This window comes from Frigidibacter sp. MR17.14 (assembly GCF_037095735.1).
In the GTDB taxonomy this organism is placed as follows: Bacteria; Pseudomonadota; Alphaproteobacteria; order Rhodobacterales; family Rhodobacteraceae; genus Frigidibacter.
On record NZ_JBAWKD010000005.1, the window covers coordinates 143,526 to 160,947 of the forward strand.

At 70.4% G+C, this 17,422-nt stretch carries 17 protein-coding genes; 5 read left to right on the forward strand and 12 right to left on the reverse strand.

The window, feature by feature from the left end; translation table 11 throughout:
* Nucleotides 1-254: 254 nt before the first annotated feature.
* Complete coding sequence (locus V8J36_RS14840; RefSeq protein WP_336468092.1) at nt 255-1,388, reverse strand: Do family serine endopeptidase; 1,134 nt, start codon at nt 1,386-1,388, stop codon at nt 255-257.
* A gap of 307 nt (nt 1,389-1,695) precedes the next feature.
* Between V8J36_RS14840 and V8J36_RS14845 the strand changes: the two genes are divergently transcribed.
* The 3 genes from V8J36_RS14845 to V8J36_RS14855 are packed head-to-tail and all read left to right on the forward strand — an operon-like array spanning nt 1,696 to nt 4,359.
* On the forward strand, nt 1,696-2,367 hold the full coding sequence (locus V8J36_RS14845; RefSeq protein WP_336468093.1) for a response regulator transcription factor: 672 nt from the start codon (nt 1,696-1,698) through the stop codon (nt 2,365-2,367).
* Nucleotides 2,364-3,737 carry a sensor histidine kinase gene (locus V8J36_RS14850; protein WP_336468094.1) on the forward strand — a complete coding sequence of 458 codons (1,374 nt, stop codon included), beginning with the start codon at nt 2,364-2,366 and terminating at the stop codon, nt 3,735-3,737. Before V8J36_RS14845 ends, V8J36_RS14850 begins: the two co-directional genes overlap by 4 nt.
* A 46-nt stretch (nt 3,738-3,783) precedes the next feature.
* Nucleotides 3,784-4,359 carry a tyrosine-protein phosphatase gene (locus tag V8J36_RS14855; protein WP_336468095.1) on the forward strand — a complete coding sequence of 192 codons (576 nt, stop codon included), beginning with the start codon at nt 3,784-3,786 and terminating at the stop codon, nt 4,357-4,359.
* 1 nt (nt 4,360) lies between these two features.
* Here the strand turns inward: V8J36_RS14855 and atzF are convergent, their stop codons facing one another.
* The 8 genes from atzF to V8J36_RS14895 are packed head-to-tail and all read right to left on the reverse strand — an operon-like array spanning nt 4,361 to nt 12,568.
* Nucleotides 4,361-6,151 carry an allophanate hydrolase gene (gene atzF, locus V8J36_RS14860; RefSeq protein ID WP_336468096.1) on the reverse strand — a complete coding sequence of 597 codons (1,791 nt, stop codon included), beginning with the start codon at nt 6,149-6,151 and terminating at the stop codon, nt 4,361-4,363.
* Entirely contained in the window at nt 6,148-6,492 is a 345-nt protein-coding gene (locus V8J36_RS14865; protein ID WP_336468097.1) for a cupin domain-containing protein, read from the reverse strand. Before V8J36_RS14865 ends, atzF begins: the two co-directional genes overlap by 4 nt.
* Complete coding sequence (locus V8J36_RS14870; RefSeq protein ID WP_336468098.1) at nt 6,485-7,156, reverse strand: cysteine hydrolase family protein; 672 nt, start codon at nt 7,154-7,156, stop codon at nt 6,485-6,487. The genes V8J36_RS14865 and V8J36_RS14870 overlap by 8 nt, the downstream gene beginning before the upstream one ends.
* Nucleotides 7,153-8,688 carry an ABC transporter ATP-binding protein gene (locus V8J36_RS14875; RefSeq protein WP_336468099.1) on the reverse strand — a complete coding sequence of 512 codons (1,536 nt, stop codon included), beginning with the start codon at nt 8,686-8,688 and terminating at the stop codon, nt 7,153-7,155. The genes V8J36_RS14870 and V8J36_RS14875 overlap by 4 nt, the downstream gene beginning before the upstream one ends.
* Complete coding sequence (gene biuH, locus V8J36_RS14880; protein WP_336468100.1) at nt 8,685-9,398, reverse strand: biuret amidohydrolase; 714 nt, start codon at nt 9,396-9,398, stop codon at nt 8,685-8,687. Before biuH ends, V8J36_RS14875 begins: the two co-directional genes overlap by 4 nt.
* A gap of 14 nt (nt 9,399-9,412) precedes the next feature.
* Nucleotides 9,413-10,336, reverse strand: coding sequence for an ABC transporter permease (locus V8J36_RS14885; protein WP_336468101.1), 924 nt, complete (start codon nt 10,334-10,336; stop codon nt 9,413-9,415).
* Nucleotides 10,333-11,445 carry an ABC transporter permease gene (locus tag V8J36_RS14890; RefSeq protein WP_336468102.1) on the reverse strand — a complete coding sequence of 371 codons (1,113 nt, stop codon included), beginning with the start codon at nt 11,443-11,445 and terminating at the stop codon, nt 10,333-10,335. The genes V8J36_RS14885 and V8J36_RS14890 overlap by 4 nt, the downstream gene beginning before the upstream one ends.
* 7 nt (nt 11,446-11,452) lie before the next feature.
* The gene (locus tag V8J36_RS14895) at nt 11,453-12,568 is read right to left on the reverse strand and encodes a BMP family ABC transporter substrate-binding protein (protein WP_336468103.1); all 1,116 of its coding nucleotides are present in this window, start codon (nt 12,566-12,568) and stop codon (nt 11,453-11,455) included.
* 125 nt (nt 12,569-12,693) lie between these two features.
* Here V8J36_RS14895 and V8J36_RS14900 point away from each other — a divergent pair, with 125 nt between their 5' ends.
* Entirely contained in the window at nt 12,694-13,596 is a 903-nt protein-coding gene (locus V8J36_RS14900; protein ID WP_336468104.1) for a LysR family transcriptional regulator, read from the forward strand.
* Nucleotides 13,597-13,672: 76 nt separating this feature from the next.
* Complete coding sequence (locus V8J36_RS14905; RefSeq protein ID WP_336468105.1) at nt 13,673-14,917, forward strand: AGE family epimerase/isomerase; 1,245 nt, start codon at nt 13,673-13,675, stop codon at nt 14,915-14,917.
* Here the strand turns inward: V8J36_RS14905 and V8J36_RS14910 are convergent.
* From V8J36_RS14910 to V8J36_RS14920, 3 genes are all read right to left on the reverse strand, one after another.
* Nucleotides 14,914-15,354 (reverse strand): acyl-CoA thioesterase, encoded by a 441-nt coding sequence (locus V8J36_RS14910; RefSeq protein ID WP_336468106.1) that lies wholly within the window; start codon nt 15,352-15,354, stop codon nt 14,914-14,916. The genes V8J36_RS14905 and V8J36_RS14910 overlap by 4 nt on opposite strands.
* Nucleotides 15,351-16,067: an NAD(P)H-dependent oxidoreductase gene (locus tag V8J36_RS14915; RefSeq protein WP_336468107.1), complete on the reverse strand. Its 717-nt coding sequence runs from the start codon at nt 16,065-16,067 to the stop codon at nt 15,351-15,353. The genes V8J36_RS14910 and V8J36_RS14915 overlap by 4 nt, the downstream gene beginning before the upstream one ends.
* 79 nt (nt 16,068-16,146) lie before the next feature.
* Nucleotides 16,147-17,421: a TRAP transporter large permease gene (locus V8J36_RS14920; protein WP_336468108.1), complete on the reverse strand. Its 1,275-nt coding sequence runs from the start codon at nt 17,419-17,421 to the stop codon at nt 16,147-16,149.
* Nucleotide 17,422 lies beyond the last annotated feature (1 nt).

Consider the following 17,422-nt stretch of genomic DNA (forward strand, 5'->3'; position numbering starts at 1 on the left):
CCGCGCGGTCCGTGGTCTGCCGCCTTGCCACGGGTCGCTCCGTCGCCGTCCTGCGAACGTTACGGCAGTTCGCTCGGCCTTGTCCGCGCCGGCAGGATGGTGAGCGTGCATCGGCGGGATGGAGCCTTCGCGGGTCCGATCCTGCCGCCCGCCGGTGCCCCGCCCGAGACATAGGAAAGGGGCCGGTCGCTCCCCAAAAGACGACCGGCCCCTTCGCGCGCTCCGAGGTACAGACGGAGGCGTCGTGCCTTCGATCAGGCGTCCTTCGACTTCGCGAGGTTGCCGATGGTGACGTCCAGATCGGTGTTCTTGCCGTGGCGCAGCACGGTGATCTTCTCGTTGGTGCCGGGCTTGGTGTCGGCCACGGCGCGTGTCAGGTCACGCACGTCGCCGATCTTGGTCGCGCCGATCTGCATCAGGATGTCGCCCGGCTGCAGGCCCGCTTTGGCCGCCGGGCTGTCCGGCACCACCGCGGCCACGACCGCGCCCTTCTGCTCGGCATAGCCCAGCACCTGCGCGACCTCGTCGCTCATCGGCTTGATCTGCACGCCCAGCCAGCCGCGCTCGATCTCGCCGCCCTTCTCGATCTGGCCGACGACGTTCTGCACCAGGTCCGAGGGCACCGCGAACCCGATCCCGACCGAGCCGCCGTCGGGCGAGAAGATCGCGGTGTTGACCCCGATCACCTGCCCCGCCTCGTTGAAGAGCGGCCCGCCCGAGTTGCCGCGGTTGATGGCCGCGTCGGTCTGGATGTAGTCGTCATAGGGCCCGGCCTGGATGTCGCGCGACTTGGCCGAGATGATGCCCGAGGTCACGGTGCCGCCCAGCCCGAAGGGCGAGCCGACCGCCAGCACCGCATCGCCGACGCGGATGGTGTCGCTGTCGCCGAAGCTGACCGCCGGCAGGTCGACATCCGCGCTGATCTTGATCACCGCCACATCGGTCATCGGGTCGGTGCCGATCACCTTGGCGTCGAAGCTGCGCCCGTCCGAGAGCTTGACCTTCACCGTCTCGGCCCCGTCGACGACGTGGTTGTTGGTGACGATCGTGCCGTCCTTGCCGACGATGAAGCCCGAACCGACGCCCATCACCGGCTTCGAATTGCCTTCCATGGCGCCCGGAGGGATGCCCGGCACGCCGAAGCGGCGCTGCAGTTCCTGCATCATCTCCATCTGGGCCCGCTGCTGGTCGTTCATCTCGGGCTGCTTCTCGGTCACCTCGATGTAGACGACCGAGGGGGCAAGTTTCTCGACGAGGTCCGCGTAGCCGCCGGGGGGCACGGCGAGGGCGGGCGAGGCCGTGATCATCGCGGCACCGCCGGCGCCGACCACCGAGGCGAGCGCGAGGCCGGACAGGGTCTTGGAACGGGTGAGGGTGCGAATGGACATGGTATCCTCCGGTGTGACTGTTTCGTGCCGCTCTCCGTCGGAAGACCCGCTGCGGCTCGGCATGGGGTCAATCTGGGCCCGGGCTTTCAAGACTGCCTGTCAGCGCGATTACATGTCTGTAATCCACCGGGATCAGCGGGTTACGGTTCTGTAATCCGGGCGTCAGGCGGGCGAGAGGCCAGCGCGCCAGATGGGTGGGGACACTCGCCAAACGCGCGGGTTTCGCCTAACTGGAGGAAGGGCCATGCCCGAGGCTGCCACCCAGACTGCCAACCAGACTGCCACCCGCACCCGGAGCGGAGACGACATGAAGATACTCGTGCTCGAGGACGACCGGACCACCGGCGATTACATCGTCGACGGCCTCGCGCGCGAGGGGCATTCGGTCGACCTGCTGACCGAGGGCCGCGAGGGGCTGATCCGCGCCTCGACCGCCGATTACGACGTGATGGTGGTCGACCGGATGCTGCCCGGGCTCGACGGGCTCAGTCTGGTGCGGACGCTGCGCGCGACCGGCAACCGCACGCCGGTGCTGTTCCTGACCTCGCTCGGCGGGGTCGACGACCGGATCGAGGGGCTGAACGCGGGCGGCGACGACTACCTGACCAAGCCCTTCGCCTTCGGCGAGCTGTCGGCGCGGCTGGCGGCGCTGGCGCGGCGGCCGCAGATGAAGGCCGAAGAGACGGTGCTGGCGGCGGGCGATCTGAAGATGGACCTGATCCGGCGCCGGGTGACGCGCGGCGGGGTCGAGATCGACCTTCTGCCGCGCGAATTCGCGCTTCTGGAACATCTGATGCGGCGCAAGGGCAGGGTGCAGACCCGCACCATGCTGCTGGAGGCGGTCTGGGACCTGAACTTCGATCCGCAGACCAACGTGGTCGAGACCCATATCAGCCGGCTGCGCGCCAAGGTCGACAAGCCCTTCGCGCAGGAACTGATCGAGACCGTGCGCGGCGCGGGCTACCGGATCGCGGAATGAGCCGATCGCGGCGCCTGTGGCTGTCGACGCCGGTGCGGCTGGCCGCGGGGCTGGTCGCGCTGTTCGTGCTGGCGAGCCTTGCGACGCTCGCGGCCTCTTACGCCGTGACCCGCGCGTCCTTGGCCGAAGGGCTGCGCGACGATCTGCGCGCGGCGGTGGCGGGCTATTCGGCGGCACCGACGCCGGGCGCGATCGGCGATCTGGTCAATGCCGAGGCGCAGGCGACCGACCCTCGGCGGCGGATCATCAGCTATCTTTCCCCGGACGGCCGGCGCTATGGCAACGGCTATCTGGCGCCCGGCGAAGAGGGGTTCCGGCTTTACCCGCTGGAAGACCTGCAACTGGAAAACCATCTGCCCTATCTCGCCTTCACCGCGCGGCTGCGCGGGGGCCTGCTGACGGTCGCCGCCAGCCAGAGCCAGATCGAGGATCTGGGCCGCGCCTATGTCACCCTGCTGCTGGTCAGCCTTCTTCCCAGCGTCGTCATCGCGATGGCGGGCGGGGTCTGGATCGCGCGGCGCACGGGGCGGCGGATCGACGGGCTGGGCGCGGTGCTGGACCGGATCGCGGCGGGCGAGCTGTCGGCGCGGGTCGCGGGCCCGCATCGGCGCGACGACGACCTGACGGTGATCGGCGAGCGGATCAACGACATGGCCAGCGCCCGCGAGGCCGCGACCGAGGCGCTGCGGCAGGTTTCGGCCGATATCGCGCATGACCTGAAGACGCCGATCCAGCGGGTCTCGGTGCTGCTCGAACGGCTGCGCGGGGTCGAAGGTCTGCCGGAGGAGGCGCTGGCGCTGGCCGACAAGGCCGGGGCCGAGACCGAGGGCATTGCCGCGACCTTCCAGGCGCTTCTGCAGATCGCGCAGATCGAGGGTGGCAGCCCGCGCGCGCGCTTCGCCCTGGTCGATCTGGCCGAGATCGCGCGCACGCTGGGCGAAGTCTACGCGCCCTCGGCCGAAGACAGCGGCCACCGGCTGGATCTGGCGATCGCGCCGGGCCCGGTGCGGGTGACGGGCGACAGGGCGCTGCTGGGGCAGGTGATCGCCAACCTGATCGAGAACGCCCTGCGCCACACCGCGCCGGGCAGCCGGATCCGGCTGTCGCTGGCTGAGGATGCCGGCGGCGCTCGCCTGGCGGTCGAGGATGACGGCCCCGGCATCCCCGAGGCAGAGCGCGGCAATGTCCTGCGCCGTCTCTACCGGCTCGAGCGCAGCCGCACGACGCCGGGCAGCGGGCTGGGCCTGTCGCTGGTCGCGGTGATCGCCGATCTGCACGGGGCCGAGCTTCGGCTGGAAGGTGCCGATCCGGGGCTGCGGGTGGCGATCGACTTCCCCGCGGTCAAGAAATCCTCTCCCGATGCGGCCTGACTGCGCTATCACGGCGGAGAGGGACGAATCAGAGGGTTCGGGGCGGATGACCAGATGCGGCTGGCGCAGGGCGAAGCGGTGCGGGATCACTCTCGCGGTGCTTCTGGCGGGCTTTGTTGGCTACCTCGGCTGGCTTCAGGTCTCGGGCAATGTCCACACCGTGGTGCGTGGCGAACTCTACCGCTCGGCCCAGCCTGATGCGCAGATGCTGGAAGAGATGGTCGCGCGGAACGGCATCCGCAGCGTGATCAACCTGCGCGGCGCCGAAGAGCACGAGGGCTGGTACCGCGAAGAGATCGCGACCGCCAAGCGGCTTGGCCTGAGCCATGCCGATTACCGGATGTCGGCCAGCAAGGATGTCTCGGCCGCCGAGGCGCAGGAGATCATCCGACTGCTGCGCGACATGCCGAAGCCGCTCTTGGTGCATTGCAAGTCGGGCTCGGACCGCACCGGGCTGGTCTCGGCGCTGTATCTGGCCGGGGTCGACGGCTCGGACGAGGAAAGTGCCGAGGACCAGCTGTCGATCTACTACGGCCATATCGGCGTGCCGGTGCTGTCGGCGGCCTGGCCGATGGACCGCAGCTGGGAAGCGATCGAACATCTGTTCGGCTTCGACAGCTGAGTCATTCCGCCGCCGCGGTGCGGGCCGCGAGGAAGCCGCGCCAGCCGCCGAAGCGGGTGATCTCTTCCGCGCCCTGCAGGGCCTGCGCCTCGCACAGGAAGCCCTTGCAGCTGCGGCCGTCCTCGAGCGTGACGGTGCCCAGCCCCAGCGGTGACGGGATCCCGGCGAGGAAGGCCCCGACCGCCGCCATCGGCAGCGCCCAGAGCTCGACATCGATGCAGGCCCCCGCGGCGTCGCGGACCATGCCGGGCTTCGGCACCGCCGATCCGGGCAGGACGTAAAGCCGGTAGTCGGCACTGGTCTGCGCGGCCCCGAGGCAGCGCGCGCCGAGCCGGGTCAGCTCGTGGTTCAGCGGCAGCCCAGTCATGTGCGCGCCGACCGCGGCCACCACCAGCTCGTCCGGTTCCGGCGCCGGCAGGGCCAGCGGGGCCGGGCGTGCAAGACCGGCGCCGGGCGACAGCGCGGCATCGACCTCGATCCGCGCGGCGAAATCCGCAAGCCGGCCGTCGAGGCCCGCGCGGGCCAGCAGCGTCACGCTGCCGGGAAGCCCGTCGGCGCGCGGCGCGGTCGGGACCGCCAGCCCGCAGAGATCCATCAGGTTGACGAAGTTCGTGTAGGTGCCGAGCCGGGCATTGGGCGTGATCGGGTCTTCCGCGATCTCGGCCAGCGTCACCGGGCGCGGGTAGGTCGGCACGCAGAGCATGTCGAGCCCGGCGAGCGCAGGCTCGGCCTTCCGGCGCAGCTCCGCCAGCCGGTAGAAGCCGCGGAAGGCGTCGACCGCGGTCAGCGAGGTCGCCGCGGCGACGATCCGGCGGGTGACGGGATGGACCTCGGGCGCGTCGCCCGCCATCCAGGGCTCGATCGCGGCCATCCGTTCCGCGACCCAGGCGCCCTCGTAAAGCATCCGGGCCACGTCGAAGCAGGGCGAAAGGTCGATCTCGCGCAGCTCTGCCCCCAGCGCGCGCATCCGCGCCAGCGCCGCGTCGAAGGCGGCCTCTTGTGCGGCATCGCCGAAGAAGATGCGCGAGCCCGAGTCGGGCACGCCGATCACCGGGCGCGGCAGCGTCTCCAGCCGCGGCGCGGGCAGCGGGCGCGAATAGGCGTCCTGCGGATCGTACCCGGCCGCGACGCGGGTGACGGCCCAGGCATCGGCGACCCCCGCGGCGAAGACCGAGACCGTGTCGAGCGTCCGGCAGGCCGGGACCATGCCCGCGGCGGACAGGAGCCCGAGGGTCGGCTTCAGCCCGACGATCCCGTTCAGCCCCGCCGGCACCCGGCCAGAGCCCGCGGTGTCGGTGCCAAGCGCGAAGGTCGCGATCCCCCGCGCCACCGCCACCGCCGAGCCCGAGGACGAGCCGCCGGGGACGAGATCGGGGTTCAGCGCGTTCTTCGGGATGGGGTAGGGGCTGCGCACGCCGACGAGCCCGGTCGCGAACTGGTCGAGGTTGGTCTTGCCGATGACCACGGCGCCCGCGGCGCGCAGCCGCGCCACGACCTCGGCGTCGCGGTCGGGCGTGTAGGCGAAGGCCGGGCAGGCGGCGGTGGTCGGCAGGCCCGCGACGTCGATGTTGTCCTTGACCGCGAAGGGCACGCCCCACAGCGGGAAGGCCGCCGGGTCGAAGGGCGGCAGCGCGTCCAGCGCGGCTGCGAACTGCACGGGCGTGCAGGCGGTGATGAAGATGCCGGGATCGTTCGACGCCGCCAACCGATCGGCGATCCCGGCAAAGACCCCGATCGGGTGTCCCCCTGCGGCGTAATGGGCGTGAAGTGCTGCGATGGAGAGGTCGGTCATGCCGCGCTCTCCCCGGCCAGGAACTGCACCGGTCTCTCCCACTGGATCAGCACGACGCAGCCTTCCTCGGACCAGACCGAATGCTCGGTGCCTTCCGGGTTGAAGATGACGCTGCCCGCGGCATAGGTGCCGGTCTCGTCGCTCTGGCTGCCTTCCAGCACCAGGATCGTTTCCAGCCCCGCGTGGCGATGGCGCGGCGCGACCGCGCCGGGGCGGTAGCGCAGAAGTGCTACATCGGGCGGGCCCTGCCAAAGGCGGCAGATCTCGATCCCGTCGCGGAACGGTTCATAGGGCTGGTCATGCCAGCCGCGCGGGGTGAGGACGGCAGACAGGTCAGGCATCGGCGGTCTCCAGCACCCGCAGGATCTGTCCGGTCCGCGCGGTCCAGCCGACGATCGCGCCCTGGGCGCGGATCATCTCGATGGCGGCGGCCTTGAAGGCGGGGAAGTAGCTTTCGGTGGCATCGGTCGCCAGCAGGCAGTCGAAGCCGCGGTCATTGGCCTCGCGCATCGTGGTCTGCACGCAGACCTCGGTGGTGACGCCGGCGAAGATCAGGGTGCGGGTGCCCATCCGGGCCAGATGCGCGCCAAGGTCGGTGGCGTAGAAGGCGCCCTTGCCGGGCTTGTCGATCACGATCTCGCCCGGGGCGGGGGCCAGTTCGGGCACGATCTCTGCCCCCGGCTCGCCCATGATCAGCACCCGGCCCATCGGCCCCGGATCGCCGATCCTGAGCGAGGGCGAGCCGCGCAGCCGCTTGGCGGGCGGGCAGTCGGCAAGGTCGGGGCGGTGGCATTCGCGGGTGTGGATCACCGCGATCCCGGCGGCGCGGCAGCCAGCGATCAGGTCGGCGACGGTGGGCACGATCGCCTGCAGCAGCGTCACGTCATTGCCGAGCGAGGCGCCGAAGCCCCCCGGCTCGATGAAGTCGCGCTGCATGTCGATGACGATCAGCGCGGTGGTGGCGGGATCGAAGTCCAGCGGGAAGGGGCGGGCGTCCAGGATCATGCGTGTCCTCCCATGTGATGGCCGATGGTGGCGATGTCAGCCTCGGCCGCGGCGCAATGGTAGACGAGCCGTCCTTCCGACATGACCACCACGCGGTCGGCCAGCTCGAGGATCTCGTCGAGATCCTCGCTCATCAGCAGGACCGCCGCGCCGCGGTTGCGGGCCGCCATGATCCGCGCGCGGATCTCGGCCACCGCGGTGAAATCGAGCCCGAAGCAGGGGTTCGAGATGATCAGCAGGTCCACCGCACCGTCGAGCTCGCGCCCCAGCACCGCGCGCTGGACGTTGCCGCCCGACAGCGCCCGGATCGGGGCGTCGATCGAGGGCAGGCGCACCTTGTAGTCGGCGGTCAGCCGCTCGGCCCGCGCCCGCATCGCGCGGCGCGACAGCCAGAAGCGCGGCCGCTCGGTATCCTCGGCGTCGAAGCTGCGGAAGGCCATGTTCTCGGCCACGGTCATCGCGGGCGCGCAGGCGTTGAACAGCGGCTCTTCGGGCAGGGTGCGGACCCGGTGGCGGCGGCTTTCGGCGCGGGTCGCGGCATAGGGCTGGCCGTGGACCTTCATCGTGCCGGTGGCGGGGCGCTGGCCGGTCAGGATCTCCATCAACTCCATCTGGCCGTTGCCCGAGATGCCGGCGATGCCCACGACCTCGCCGCCCCTCACGCTCAGCCCGTCGATGGCGATCTCGCCATAGCCCGAGCGGTCGCGGGCGCGCAGGCCGTCCAGTTCCAGCACCGGCGCGCCCTCGGTCGCAAGCCGCGCGGCCGGCGCGAGGGGTTTCGCCTCGCCCATCATCATCGCGGCCATGTCGGCGGGCGTCAGGTCCGCGACCTGCCCGCCGCCGACGTGCCGGCCGCGGCGCAGGACGGTCACGGCATCGGCGAAGGCCATCACCTCGCGGAACTTGTGGCTGATCATCAGCACCGTGATCTCTCCGGCGTCGCACAGGCCGCGGACATGGCCCAGCACCTCGTCCGCCTCGTCGGGCGTCAGGACCGAGGTCGGTTCGTCGAGGATCAGGAACCGCCGCCCGAGATAGAGCTGTTTCAGGATCTCGAGCTTCTGCTTCTCGCCCGCCGCCAACCGGTGCACGGGCGCGTCGAGCGGAACGCGGAACGGCATCCGGTCCATGAAGGCGGCAAGGTCGCGCCGCTCGGCCGCCCAGTCGATGACCGCGGGCACGTCGGGCCGCGAGATCACCAGATTCTCGGCCACGCTCAGCGCCGGGACCAGCGTGAAATGCTGGTAGACCATGCCGAGCCCCAGCCGGTGCGCATCGCGCGGGTCCGTCACCTTCGCCTCGCGCCCGTCGACGATCAGCTCGCCGGAGGTCGCGTGGTAAAAGCCCATGATGCATTTCACCAGCGTCGACTTGCCGGCGCCGTTCTCGCCCAGAAGCACGTGGAAGCTGCCGGCGGGCACGGTGATCGACACCGCGTCAAGCGCGGTCATCGCGCCGAAGCGCATGGTCATCGCGATGGTCTGCAGGCCGATCGCGGCATGGGGCGGGGGCGCGGCCCCGATGACGCTCATGCGATCGCCATCAGCAGCGCGTCGGAACTGGCGACCGCGCCGAAGACCCCGCCCTGCATCTTGATCATCTCGATCGCCGCGGCGTGATTGCGCGGATCGGTCGCGGCGCAGCAGTCGGTCAGCATCACGCATTCGAAACCGCGGTCGTTGGCCTCTCGCATCGTGGTGTGGACGCAGACATCGGTGGTGATCCCGGTCAGCACGATGTTGTCGATGCCCTTCAGCCGCAGGATCATCTCGAGATCGGTCGCGCAGAACGAGCCCTTGCCGGGCTTGTCGATGATCACCTCGCCGGGCAGGGGGGCCAGTTCGGGAATGATCTCCCATCCCGGCTCGCCGCGGGTCAGGATCCGCCCGCAGGGGCCCGGATCGCCGATCCCCGCCCCGATCCTGCGCGAGCGCCACTGCTTGTTCGCGGGCAGGTCCGACAGGTCGGGCCGATGCCCCTCGCGGGTGTGGATCACCATGAAGCCGCGCTCGCGGAAGGCGGACAGCAGCCGCCCGATCGGGCCGATCGGCGCACGGGTCAGGGCGATGTCATAGCCCATCTCGTCGACATAGCCGCCCGGCCCGCAGAAGTCGGTCTGCATGTCGATGATGATCAGCGCGGTGTTTTCGGGCCGCAGGTCGCCGTTCCAGGGCCAGCGATAGGGCTCTGACCGGATGGTGGTGCCGTCTTCCTTGGCAGGCGTCTGGGTCTGGACGTTCATCGCTTTGGCTCCGGTCATTTGGTGAGCGAGAGTTCGCGGGGGGCGCCGGTCAGCGCCGCGGTCTTCGAGGACGAGATCACGAGGACGATCAGGGTCAGCACGTAAGGTGCGGCGTAGGACAGGTAGTAGCCGCCGGTGATGCCCACCGATTGCAGCGCGGGGCCAAGCGCGCCCGCCGCGCCGAAGAGGAGCGCCGCGCCAAGGCAGGCCGTCGGCGACCAGCGGGCGAAGATCACCAGCGCCACCGCGATCAGCCCTTGGCCCGAGGAAATCCCCTCGTTCCAGCTTCCGGGGTAGTAAAGCGACAGGTAGCTGCCGCCGATCCCCGCCATCGCGCCGCCGAAGGCGGTGGCGAGGATGCGGACCCGGGCCGGGCGGATGCCCAGCGCGCGGGCGGCGTCGGAACTGTCGCCGACGACGCGCAGGACCAGGCCTGCGCGGGTCTTCTTCAGCGCCCAGGCCAGCGCGAAGGCCAGCGCGATGCCGATGACGAAAAGGACGTTCACCTTCAGCGCCGCCTGCACCTGCGGCAACCCGGACCAGAAGCCAAGGTCGAAGGCCGGCAGGTCGGGGGCGACCGGCTGGATGAAGGGCTTGCCGAAGTAGAAGGCGAGCCCCATCCCCAGCAGCATCAGCGCGATGCCCACCGCGATGTCGTTGACCTTGGGCAGAGAACACAGCAGCCCGTGGATCAGCCCGAAACCCGCGCCGGCCAGCGCGGCGGCACCGACCCCAAGCCAGGGCGAGCCGGTCAGCACCGCCGTCGCGTAGCCCGACATCGCGCCGAAGACCAGCGTGCCTTCCAGCCCAAGGTTGATGCGGCCCGAGCGTTCGGTGATCACCTCGCCCAGCGAGACGAAGAGGAAGGGGGTCGAGACGCGGATCGCGCCGCCCAGCATCGCGAGGGGAACGGCCCAAAGGCCGATGTCGGTGCTCATTTGCGCTCCTCCGGGAACAGGCGGCGGGCAAGGTCGAGGCGGCCCTGGAAGCTGTCGCCCACCAGAAGCGCCACGAAGACGAAGCCCTGCAGCACCAGCATCGTGGCATCGGGCAGGTCCATCCGGCGCTGGACGAGGCCGGACGAGGCCTCGAACCCCGCCAGCAGCAGCGCGACCGGGATCAAGGCCAGCGGGTTCTGCCGGGCGAGGAAGGCGATCAGGATGCCGGTGTAGCCATAACCCGCGGCCAGCGAGGCATTGGCAGAGCCATGCACGGCCGAGACCTCGAAATAGCCCGCAAGCCCCGCGAAGGCGCCGCCCAGCGCGGTGAAGCCCACCACCAGCCTGCCCACGGGCAGGCCCTGCACCTGCGCCGCGCGGATGTTGCCGCCGGCGATGCGCGCGGCGAAGCCCAGCGTCGTGCGCTCGATCAGCACCCAGGCCAGCCCACAGCCCCCCAGCGCCACCACCAGCCCCCAATGCACCGACCAGCCGGGGATCGTGCCGACCTTCAGCGCGGCCTCGATCGGCGCGGTCGAGGGCTTGTTGAGGCTGGCCGGGTCGCGCAGCGGCCCCTCGACCAGATGGTTCATCAGCGCGATGGCGATATAGGCCATCAGAAGCGAGGCGATGGTCTCGTTCACCCCCCGCCACTGGCGCAGCACGCCCGACAGGCCGATCCAGACCGCGCCGGTCAGGCCCGCGGCCAGGGCCAGCAGCGGCATGGCGATGCCCGCAGGCAGCCCCGCGACATGGGCGGCAAGCCCGCCGGTCATCACGCCGCCCAGCACGATCGCACCCTCGCCGCCGATGATCACAAGGCCCAGCCGCGCCGGGATCGCCACGCAGAGCGCCGCGAACAGCAGCGGCGCCGCGCGGGCGAGGGTGTTCTGCCAGCTGAAGGCGGTGCCGAAGCCCGCCTTGTAGACCAGCGCGTAGAAATCGACCGGGCTGCGGCCCTGCAGCGCCAGAAACACCGCAAACAGCGCCAGCCCTGCCAGCAGCGACAGAAGCGGCAGGGCCAGCGCCTCGACCTTGCCGGCCAGCGGGATCACCCAGGCCGGGCGACCGGCCTCTGCCGGCCGCTTCATCCCGATACCGATGCTCATGGCCGGATCACGAGGTCGAGCCGAGAACGCCGTCGACGAGATATCCCATCGACTCCAGCGCCACGTCGGTTTCGGCGAAGGCCTGCCCCTCGGTCGCGACCGTCTTGCCGGCATTGTCCTTCAGCGGTCCCTTGATGACCGAGAAGCCGCCCTTCATGATCTCGGCCAGCGTGGCTTCGAACTGGTTGCGCGCGGCGTCCGAATTGCCCGGACCCAGCGGCGACATCTTCACGAAGCCGTCCGACAGCCCGCCGCGCACGAAGTTCGGAATCGGCTCGCCCTTCATCGTCGCGCTGACCATGTCGGTATAGACCTTGGCCCAGTTCCACTCGGCCCCGGTCAGGTACTTCTCGGGCGCGAGGCTCGACTGGTCGGCGTGATAGCCGCAGACGAAGGCGCCGCGGCTGGCGGCGGTCTCGATCACCACCTTCGGGCTGTCGACATGGCAGGTGATCACGTCCGCCCCGGCGTCGGCCAGCGCGTTGGTGGCCTCGGCCTCCTTCACCGCCATCGACCATTCGCCGGTGAAGATGACCTGACAGGTGATCGTGGGATCGACCGAGCGCGCGCCCAGCAGGAACGAGTTCACGTTCAGAAGCACCTGCGGGATCGGCTTGGCGGCGACGAAGCCGATCTTCTTCGACTTCGAGGCATGGCCCGCGGCGATGCCGTTCAGGTACTGGCCCATGCCGATATAGCCGAAGTAGCTGCCGGTGTTGGCGGGCATCCCCTCTTTCCACAGGCCCCCGCAATGTTCGAACCGCACGTCGGGGTTCTTCGGGGCCACGGTCAGGATATGGGGGTCGAAATAGCCGAACGAGGTCGGGAACAAGAGGCCCGCCCCGTCGAAGTTGATCATCGATTCCATCGTCTGCTGGACGTCCTGCGTCTCGGCGACGTTTTCCTCCTCGACGACGGTGACGCCCTCGATCGCCTTCACTGCCGCGGCGCCGAGCGCATGGGCCTGATTGTAGCCGTAGTCGTCGCGGGGTCCGACATAGATGAAGCCCACGGTCAGCTCGCTTGCGGCGCGGGCCGGCAGGGCGAAGCCGCCAAGCGCGGTGGCGCCGGCCAGTCCGGCAGAGCTTGCGATGAAGCGGCGGCGGGTCAGGAAATCGGCCATCTGAAATCCTCGCTGTTGGGAAGGACGCCGGTTCTGTCGGTGGCGTTCATCCAAGAGGTTACGCTCGCCTGCGCTGCTGTCTGCTGCTAGTTTCTCAGCAAAGCGATGCAGGAATTGCAGCACTCATGGCGAGCCTGAACACCCTGACCTTCATCGAGGCCATCGCCCGCGCCGGCTCGATCCGGGCCGCGGCCGAGGGGCTGGCGATCACCTCGACCGCGCTGAACCGCAGGCTTCTGGCGCTGGAGCGCGAACTGGGCGCGCCGGTGTTCGAACGGCTGCCGCGCGGGGTGCGGCTGTCCCCGGCCGGAGAGCTGCTGGTCCAGCACATCCGCAGCCAGCGTGCCGATCTCGACCGGGTGCGCTCGCAGATCGCCGATCTCTCGGGCGAGCGGCGCGGGCATGTCCGGGTGGCTTGCAGCCAGGCGCTGCTGCCCTATTTCCTGCCGCGCGAGATCGCCGCCTATCGCCGCGCGCATCCCTTGGTGACCTTCGACATCGCGCTGCGCGACCGCGAACGCGCCGAGCGCGCGCTGGTCGACCACGAGGCCGACATCGCGCTGGTGCTGGAGCCGGTGCGCCTGTCGGAGGTGCAGGTGCTGGCGACCGCGGCGCAGCCGATCCACGCGGTGATGTGCGAGGGCCATCCGCTGGCCGCGAAGGCGGAACTCAGGCTGTCGGATTTCGTGGGTCATCCGCTGGGAATGCCGAGCGAGCCCTATGCGGTGCGCCACATGATGGATGCCGCGATGCGCCGCTCGGGCGTGGCGCTGAGCCCCTCGATCACCTCGGACAGTTTCGAGTTCCTGCGCAACTACCCCGGGCTCGAGCCGATGGTGACCTTCCAGATCCCGATCGGCCTGCCGCCCGCCGGCGCGATGGGCGGGCTGGTTTCACGCCCGCTCAGCGTCCGGGACATCCCGCCCGGGGTGCTTTACCTCGCGCAGCTGCGCGGCCGCTCGCTGCCGGTTGCGGCGGCGAATTTCGCCCGGCAGCTGGAACGCGCTTTGGAAGGGGCCGCGCGGTGAGGGCGGGCCGGGCCCCCCTCTGGTTCGCGGCGATGCGTGGGCTATGATCGGCGCAATTCCGACGCGCGGTGAGCCGATGACCCAGACCCTGCCGATTGCCTCTGACGCCGCGCCGCGCTGGCTCGACGATCCCGTCCACCGCGCGTGGCTGCGGGCCGAGGCCGGGCGCCAGCTTGACCTGTTCCGCGCCAGCCTGCGCGACGATGGCGGGTTCGATGTGTTCGACCGGCAGGGCCGGCCGATCGCCGGCGCCCCGCAAGAACTGCACACCACCACGCGGCTGGTGCATTCGGCGGCGCTGGCGATGCGCTTCGGCCATGCCGGTCTTGACCCGCTCGTCGATGCCGGGATGGCCTTCCTCGCCGGACGGCAGCGCGACGCGCGGCACGGGGGCTGGTTCTGGTCGGTCACCCACGACGGCCGCCCGGTGGACGACAGCAAGCTGGCCTATGGCCATGTCTTCGTGCTGCTGGCGGCGGCCAGCGCCCGGATCGCGGGCCACCCGCAGGCCGATGCGCTGCTGGACGAGGCCGCAGGACTTTTGTGGTCGCGGTTCTGGGAGCCGGAGCACGGCCTGTTCTGCGACGAGTTCACCCGCGACTGGCGCCCGTTCTCGACCTATCGCGGGATGAACGCCAACATGCACGGGGTCGAGGCGCTGCTGACCGCGCATGAAGCGACGGGCGAGGCGCTGTTCCTCGACCGGGCGCAGAGCATTCTCGAGGCTTTCCTGCTGCGTTTGGCCCCGGCCGAGGGCTGGCGGCTGCCCGAGCATTACACCGCCGACTGGCGCGTCGATGACGACTATGCCGGCAACCCGATGTTCCGGCCCGCGGGCACCACGCCGGGGCATTCGCTGGAACTCGGCCGGCTTGCGCTGCAGGCCTGGGATCTGCGCGGCCGGCCCGCCGACGGGATCGAGCCCGCGGCGCGGCGACTGATCGCGCAGGCCCTGTCCGATGCCTGGCTGCCGGGCGGCGGTCTGGCCTACACGCTGGAACGCGGCAGCGGCCGGGTCGCGATCGCGGACCGCTACTGGTGGCCGGTGACAGAGGCGATCGGCGCGGTGGCGGTGCTGCTGAAGCTGGGCGGCGGCGGCGAGGACGAAGAGTGGTATCGCCGCCTGTGGCGCTTCGCGGCGGCGCGTTTCATCGACCCCGCGCAGGGTGGCTGGTTCCCGGAAATCGACGCCGATGGCCAGCCGGTCGAGCGGCAGTTCCGCGGCAAGCCCGACCTCTACCATTCGCTGCAGGCGGCGCTGTTCCCGCTGGTGCCGGCGGTGTCGCGGATCGCGCTGCTGGCGCCTTCCGTGCCGGCTTAGGGCGCAAGTGCCGCCAGCGCGGCACGCAGCGCCGGCGGGATCGGCGCGGGGCGGCGGGTGACGCGGTCGACATAGACATGGGTGAACAGAAGCTGCGCCGCCGGTTCCCCGGCGCCCTCGGCGAAGATCCCGGCCTCGTATCCCAGCGAGGTGGTGCCCAGATGCGCGACCCTGAGGCCGATCTCTGCCGCGCCGGGATAGTCGAGCTCGGCGAAGAAGCGGCAGCGGGTCTCGACCACCAGCGGGATCACCGGGTCGTGGCGCGCGTCCGCGGTGCCGGTGCCGATCACCCAGGCATTGATCGCGCTGTCGACCAGCGCCTGATGCACGGCGTTGTTGACATGGCCGAAGCGGTCGGCGTCGTTCCAGCGCAGCTCGATCCGCCGCAGGTGGCGATAGGCGTCGCGGGTCAGGGGCGCGGGGCGCGGTGTAGTCATCCGTTGCGGCTCCAGGCGTCTGCGGGCACGAGGTCAAGGGGACGGGTTCCCGCGCGGGCGACCGGCGCGGTGCGCGCGGCGGCGGCCAGCACCGCCGCCTCCCAATCGTCCAGCAGGGCTGCGCGGTCCTCGGCCGGAAGCCGGGGCACGGCATGGGCGGTGAACACCGGCTCGACCTCGTAGCCCATGTATTCCAGCGCCAGCCGCCGGATCGGATAGAGCACCTGCTCGATCGGGCCATAGACGCCGTCGGGGGCGAAGCGCGCGGGCGTGCCGCCGGTGGTGACGCCGATCAGCGCGCGCCGGCCGCGGAACAGGCCGGTGTCGAAGCGGTGGGCGTCGACATAGGCGAAGCCGTAGGCCAGCACCCGGTCGATCCAGCCCTTGACGATCGCGGGCGGGCCGCCCCACCACAGCGGGAACTGCAGGATCAGCAGGTCGGCCGCGGCGACGCGGGCCTGCTCGCGCGCAAGATCCGGGGCGAAGCCTTCGTGCCGGGCGGCATGGGCCTGCTCGGATTGATAGTGGAACCGGTCCGGGTCGGCGGTGGTGGTGAAGTCGTGCCGGCCGGCGATCGGGTCGAACCCGTCGGCGTAAAGATCCGAGACCTCGACCTCGTGCCCGGCCCGAAGCAGGGCCGCGCGGGCCTGCGCGGTCATCGCCGCGTTGAAGGACGTGGGTTCGGGATGGGCATGAAGGATCAGGCAGCGCATGGGGACCTCGCTGGGGAAGGATCGTGCCCCGGACGCCCGCCCGGCAAGCGGGACGTGGCGTCCGGAACCCGAGATGGCGTCACGACGGGAACAGCGTCGGCAGCAGCAGCGTCAGCTGCGGGATCAGCGCGATCAGCATCAGCACCGCCAGCGCGATCCCGATCAGCGGCAGCGCCTCGCGGATCACCGCGGTCACCGGCTGCTGCGAGGTGCCCGAGACGATGAACAGCAGGATCCCCACCGGCGGCGTCGCCATGCCGATCACCACGTTCAGCACCACCATCGTGCCGAACTGCACCGGGTCCATCCCGATCAGCTGCCGCAGCGCCAGCAGCACCGGCATCGTCAGGATCAGGATCGAGATCGGCTCGAGGAACATCCCCAGCACTAGGAGCAGCACGTTCAGCATCAGCAGGATCAGCCAGGGGTTCTCGGTGATCGAGGCGATGCCCCCGGCCACCATCGTCGGCACCTGTTCCAGCGTGAAGACGAAGGCCACGATGTTGGCGACGGCGGTGATGAACAGGATCGCGGCCGAGGCGATGCCGGTGGCGATCGCCGCCTCCCAGACCTTGCCCGGCGTCAGGTCGCGGTAGAGGAAGCCCACGATGATCGCATAGACGACGGCGACGGCGGCGGCCTCGGTCGTGGTGAAGATCCCGCCCTTGATGCCGACGAGGATGATCAGCGGCAGGATCAGTGCGGGCAGGGTGCGCAGGGTGGCGCGGCGGCGGTCGGCCCAGCCCATGCGTTCGGTCACCGGGAAGCCGTCGCGGCGGGCACGCCAGCTGGCATAGATCAGCAGGCCCGCCGCCAGCAGGATGCCGGGCACGACGCCGGCGATGAACAGCTGCCCGATCGAGGCGCCCGACAGCACTCCGTAGACGATCATCGTCAGCGAGGGCGGGATGATCGGCCCCATGATCGAGCTGACGCCGACCAGCGCCGCGGCATAGGCGGGCGGAATGCCCTGCCGGCGCATGGTCGGGATCAGGATCGAGCCGAGCGCCGAGGCCTCGGCGGTGGCCGAGCCCGAGATGCCGGCGAAGAAGCCAGAGGACAGCACCGTGACCGAGGACATGCCGCCCTGCCGGTGGCCGACCATGGCGCGGGCGAAGACCACGATGCGGTCGGTCAGGCCGCCGACGTTCATCAGCGCCCCGGCCAGGATGAACAGTGGGATGGTCAGCAGCACGAACTGGTCGATGCCGGCCATCATCCGCTGCGGAAGCGCCAGCGCCAGCATCCAGTTGCCCGACATCCACAGATAGGCGGCGCCCCCGATGCCGAGCGCCAGCGCGATCGGCGTTCCCGAGGCGAGCAGCAGCGCGAAGATCCCGAAGAAGGCGGTCATG

Excerpts from the sequence above, each read along its gene's own strand:
- V8J36_RS14850 (WP_336468094.1), top strand. The coding sequence starts at position 2,364 with ATGAGCCGATCGCGGCGCCTGTGGCTGTCGACGCCGGTGCGGCTGGCC.
- V8J36_RS14870 (WP_336468098.1), bottom strand. The coding sequence starts at position 7,156 with ATGATCCTGGACGCCCGCCCCTTCCCGCTGGACTTCGATCCCGCCACC.
- V8J36_RS14885 (WP_336468101.1), bottom strand. The coding sequence starts at position 10,336 with ATGAGCACCGACATCGGCCTTTGGGCCGTTCCCCTCGCGATGCTGGGC.
- V8J36_RS14865 (WP_336468097.1), bottom strand. The coding sequence starts at position 6,492 with ATGCCTGACCTGTCTGCCGTCCTCACCCCGCGCGGCTGGCATGACCAG.
- V8J36_RS14855 (WP_336468095.1), top strand. The coding sequence starts at position 3,784 with ATGACCAGATGCGGCTGGCGCAGGGCGAAGCGGTGCGGGATCACTCTC.
- V8J36_RS14900 (WP_336468104.1), top strand. The coding sequence starts at position 12,694 with ATGGCGAGCCTGAACACCCTGACCTTCATCGAGGCCATCGCCCGCGCC.
- V8J36_RS14910 (WP_336468106.1), bottom strand. The coding sequence starts at position 15,354 with ATGACTACACCGCGCCCCGCGCCCCTGACCCGCGACGCCTATCGCCAC.
- atzF (WP_336468096.1), bottom strand. The coding sequence starts at position 6,151 with ATGACCGACCTCTCCATCGCAGCACTTCACGCCCATTACGCCGCAGGG.
- V8J36_RS14890 (WP_336468102.1), bottom strand. The coding sequence starts at position 11,445 with ATGAGCATCGGTATCGGGATGAAGCGGCCGGCAGAGGCCGGTCGCCCG.
- V8J36_RS14920 (WP_336468108.1), bottom strand. The coding sequence starts at position 17,421 with ATGACCGCCTTCTTCGGGATCTTCGCGCTGCTGCTCGCCTCGGGAACG.
- V8J36_RS14840 (WP_336468092.1), bottom strand. The coding sequence starts at position 1,388 with ATGTCCATTCGCACCCTCACCCGTTCCAAGACCCTGTCCGGCCTCGCG.
- biuH (WP_336468100.1), bottom strand. The coding sequence starts at position 9,398 with ATGAACGTCCAGACCCAGACGCCTGCCAAGGAAGACGGCACCACCATC.
- V8J36_RS14905 (WP_336468105.1), top strand. The coding sequence starts at position 13,673 with ATGACCCAGACCCTGCCGATTGCCTCTGACGCCGCGCCGCGCTGGCTC.
- V8J36_RS14875 (WP_336468099.1), bottom strand. The coding sequence starts at position 8,688 with ATGAGCGTCATCGGGGCCGCGCCCCCGCCCCATGCCGCGATCGGCCTG.
- V8J36_RS14915 (WP_336468107.1), bottom strand. The coding sequence starts at position 16,067 with ATGCGCTGCCTGATCCTTCATGCCCATCCCGAACCCACGTCCTTCAAC.
- V8J36_RS14895 (WP_336468103.1), bottom strand. The coding sequence starts at position 12,568 with ATGGCCGATTTCCTGACCCGCCGCCGCTTCATCGCAAGCTCTGCCGGA.
- V8J36_RS14845 (WP_336468093.1), top strand. The coding sequence starts at position 1,696 with ATGAAGATACTCGTGCTCGAGGACGACCGGACCACCGGCGATTACATC.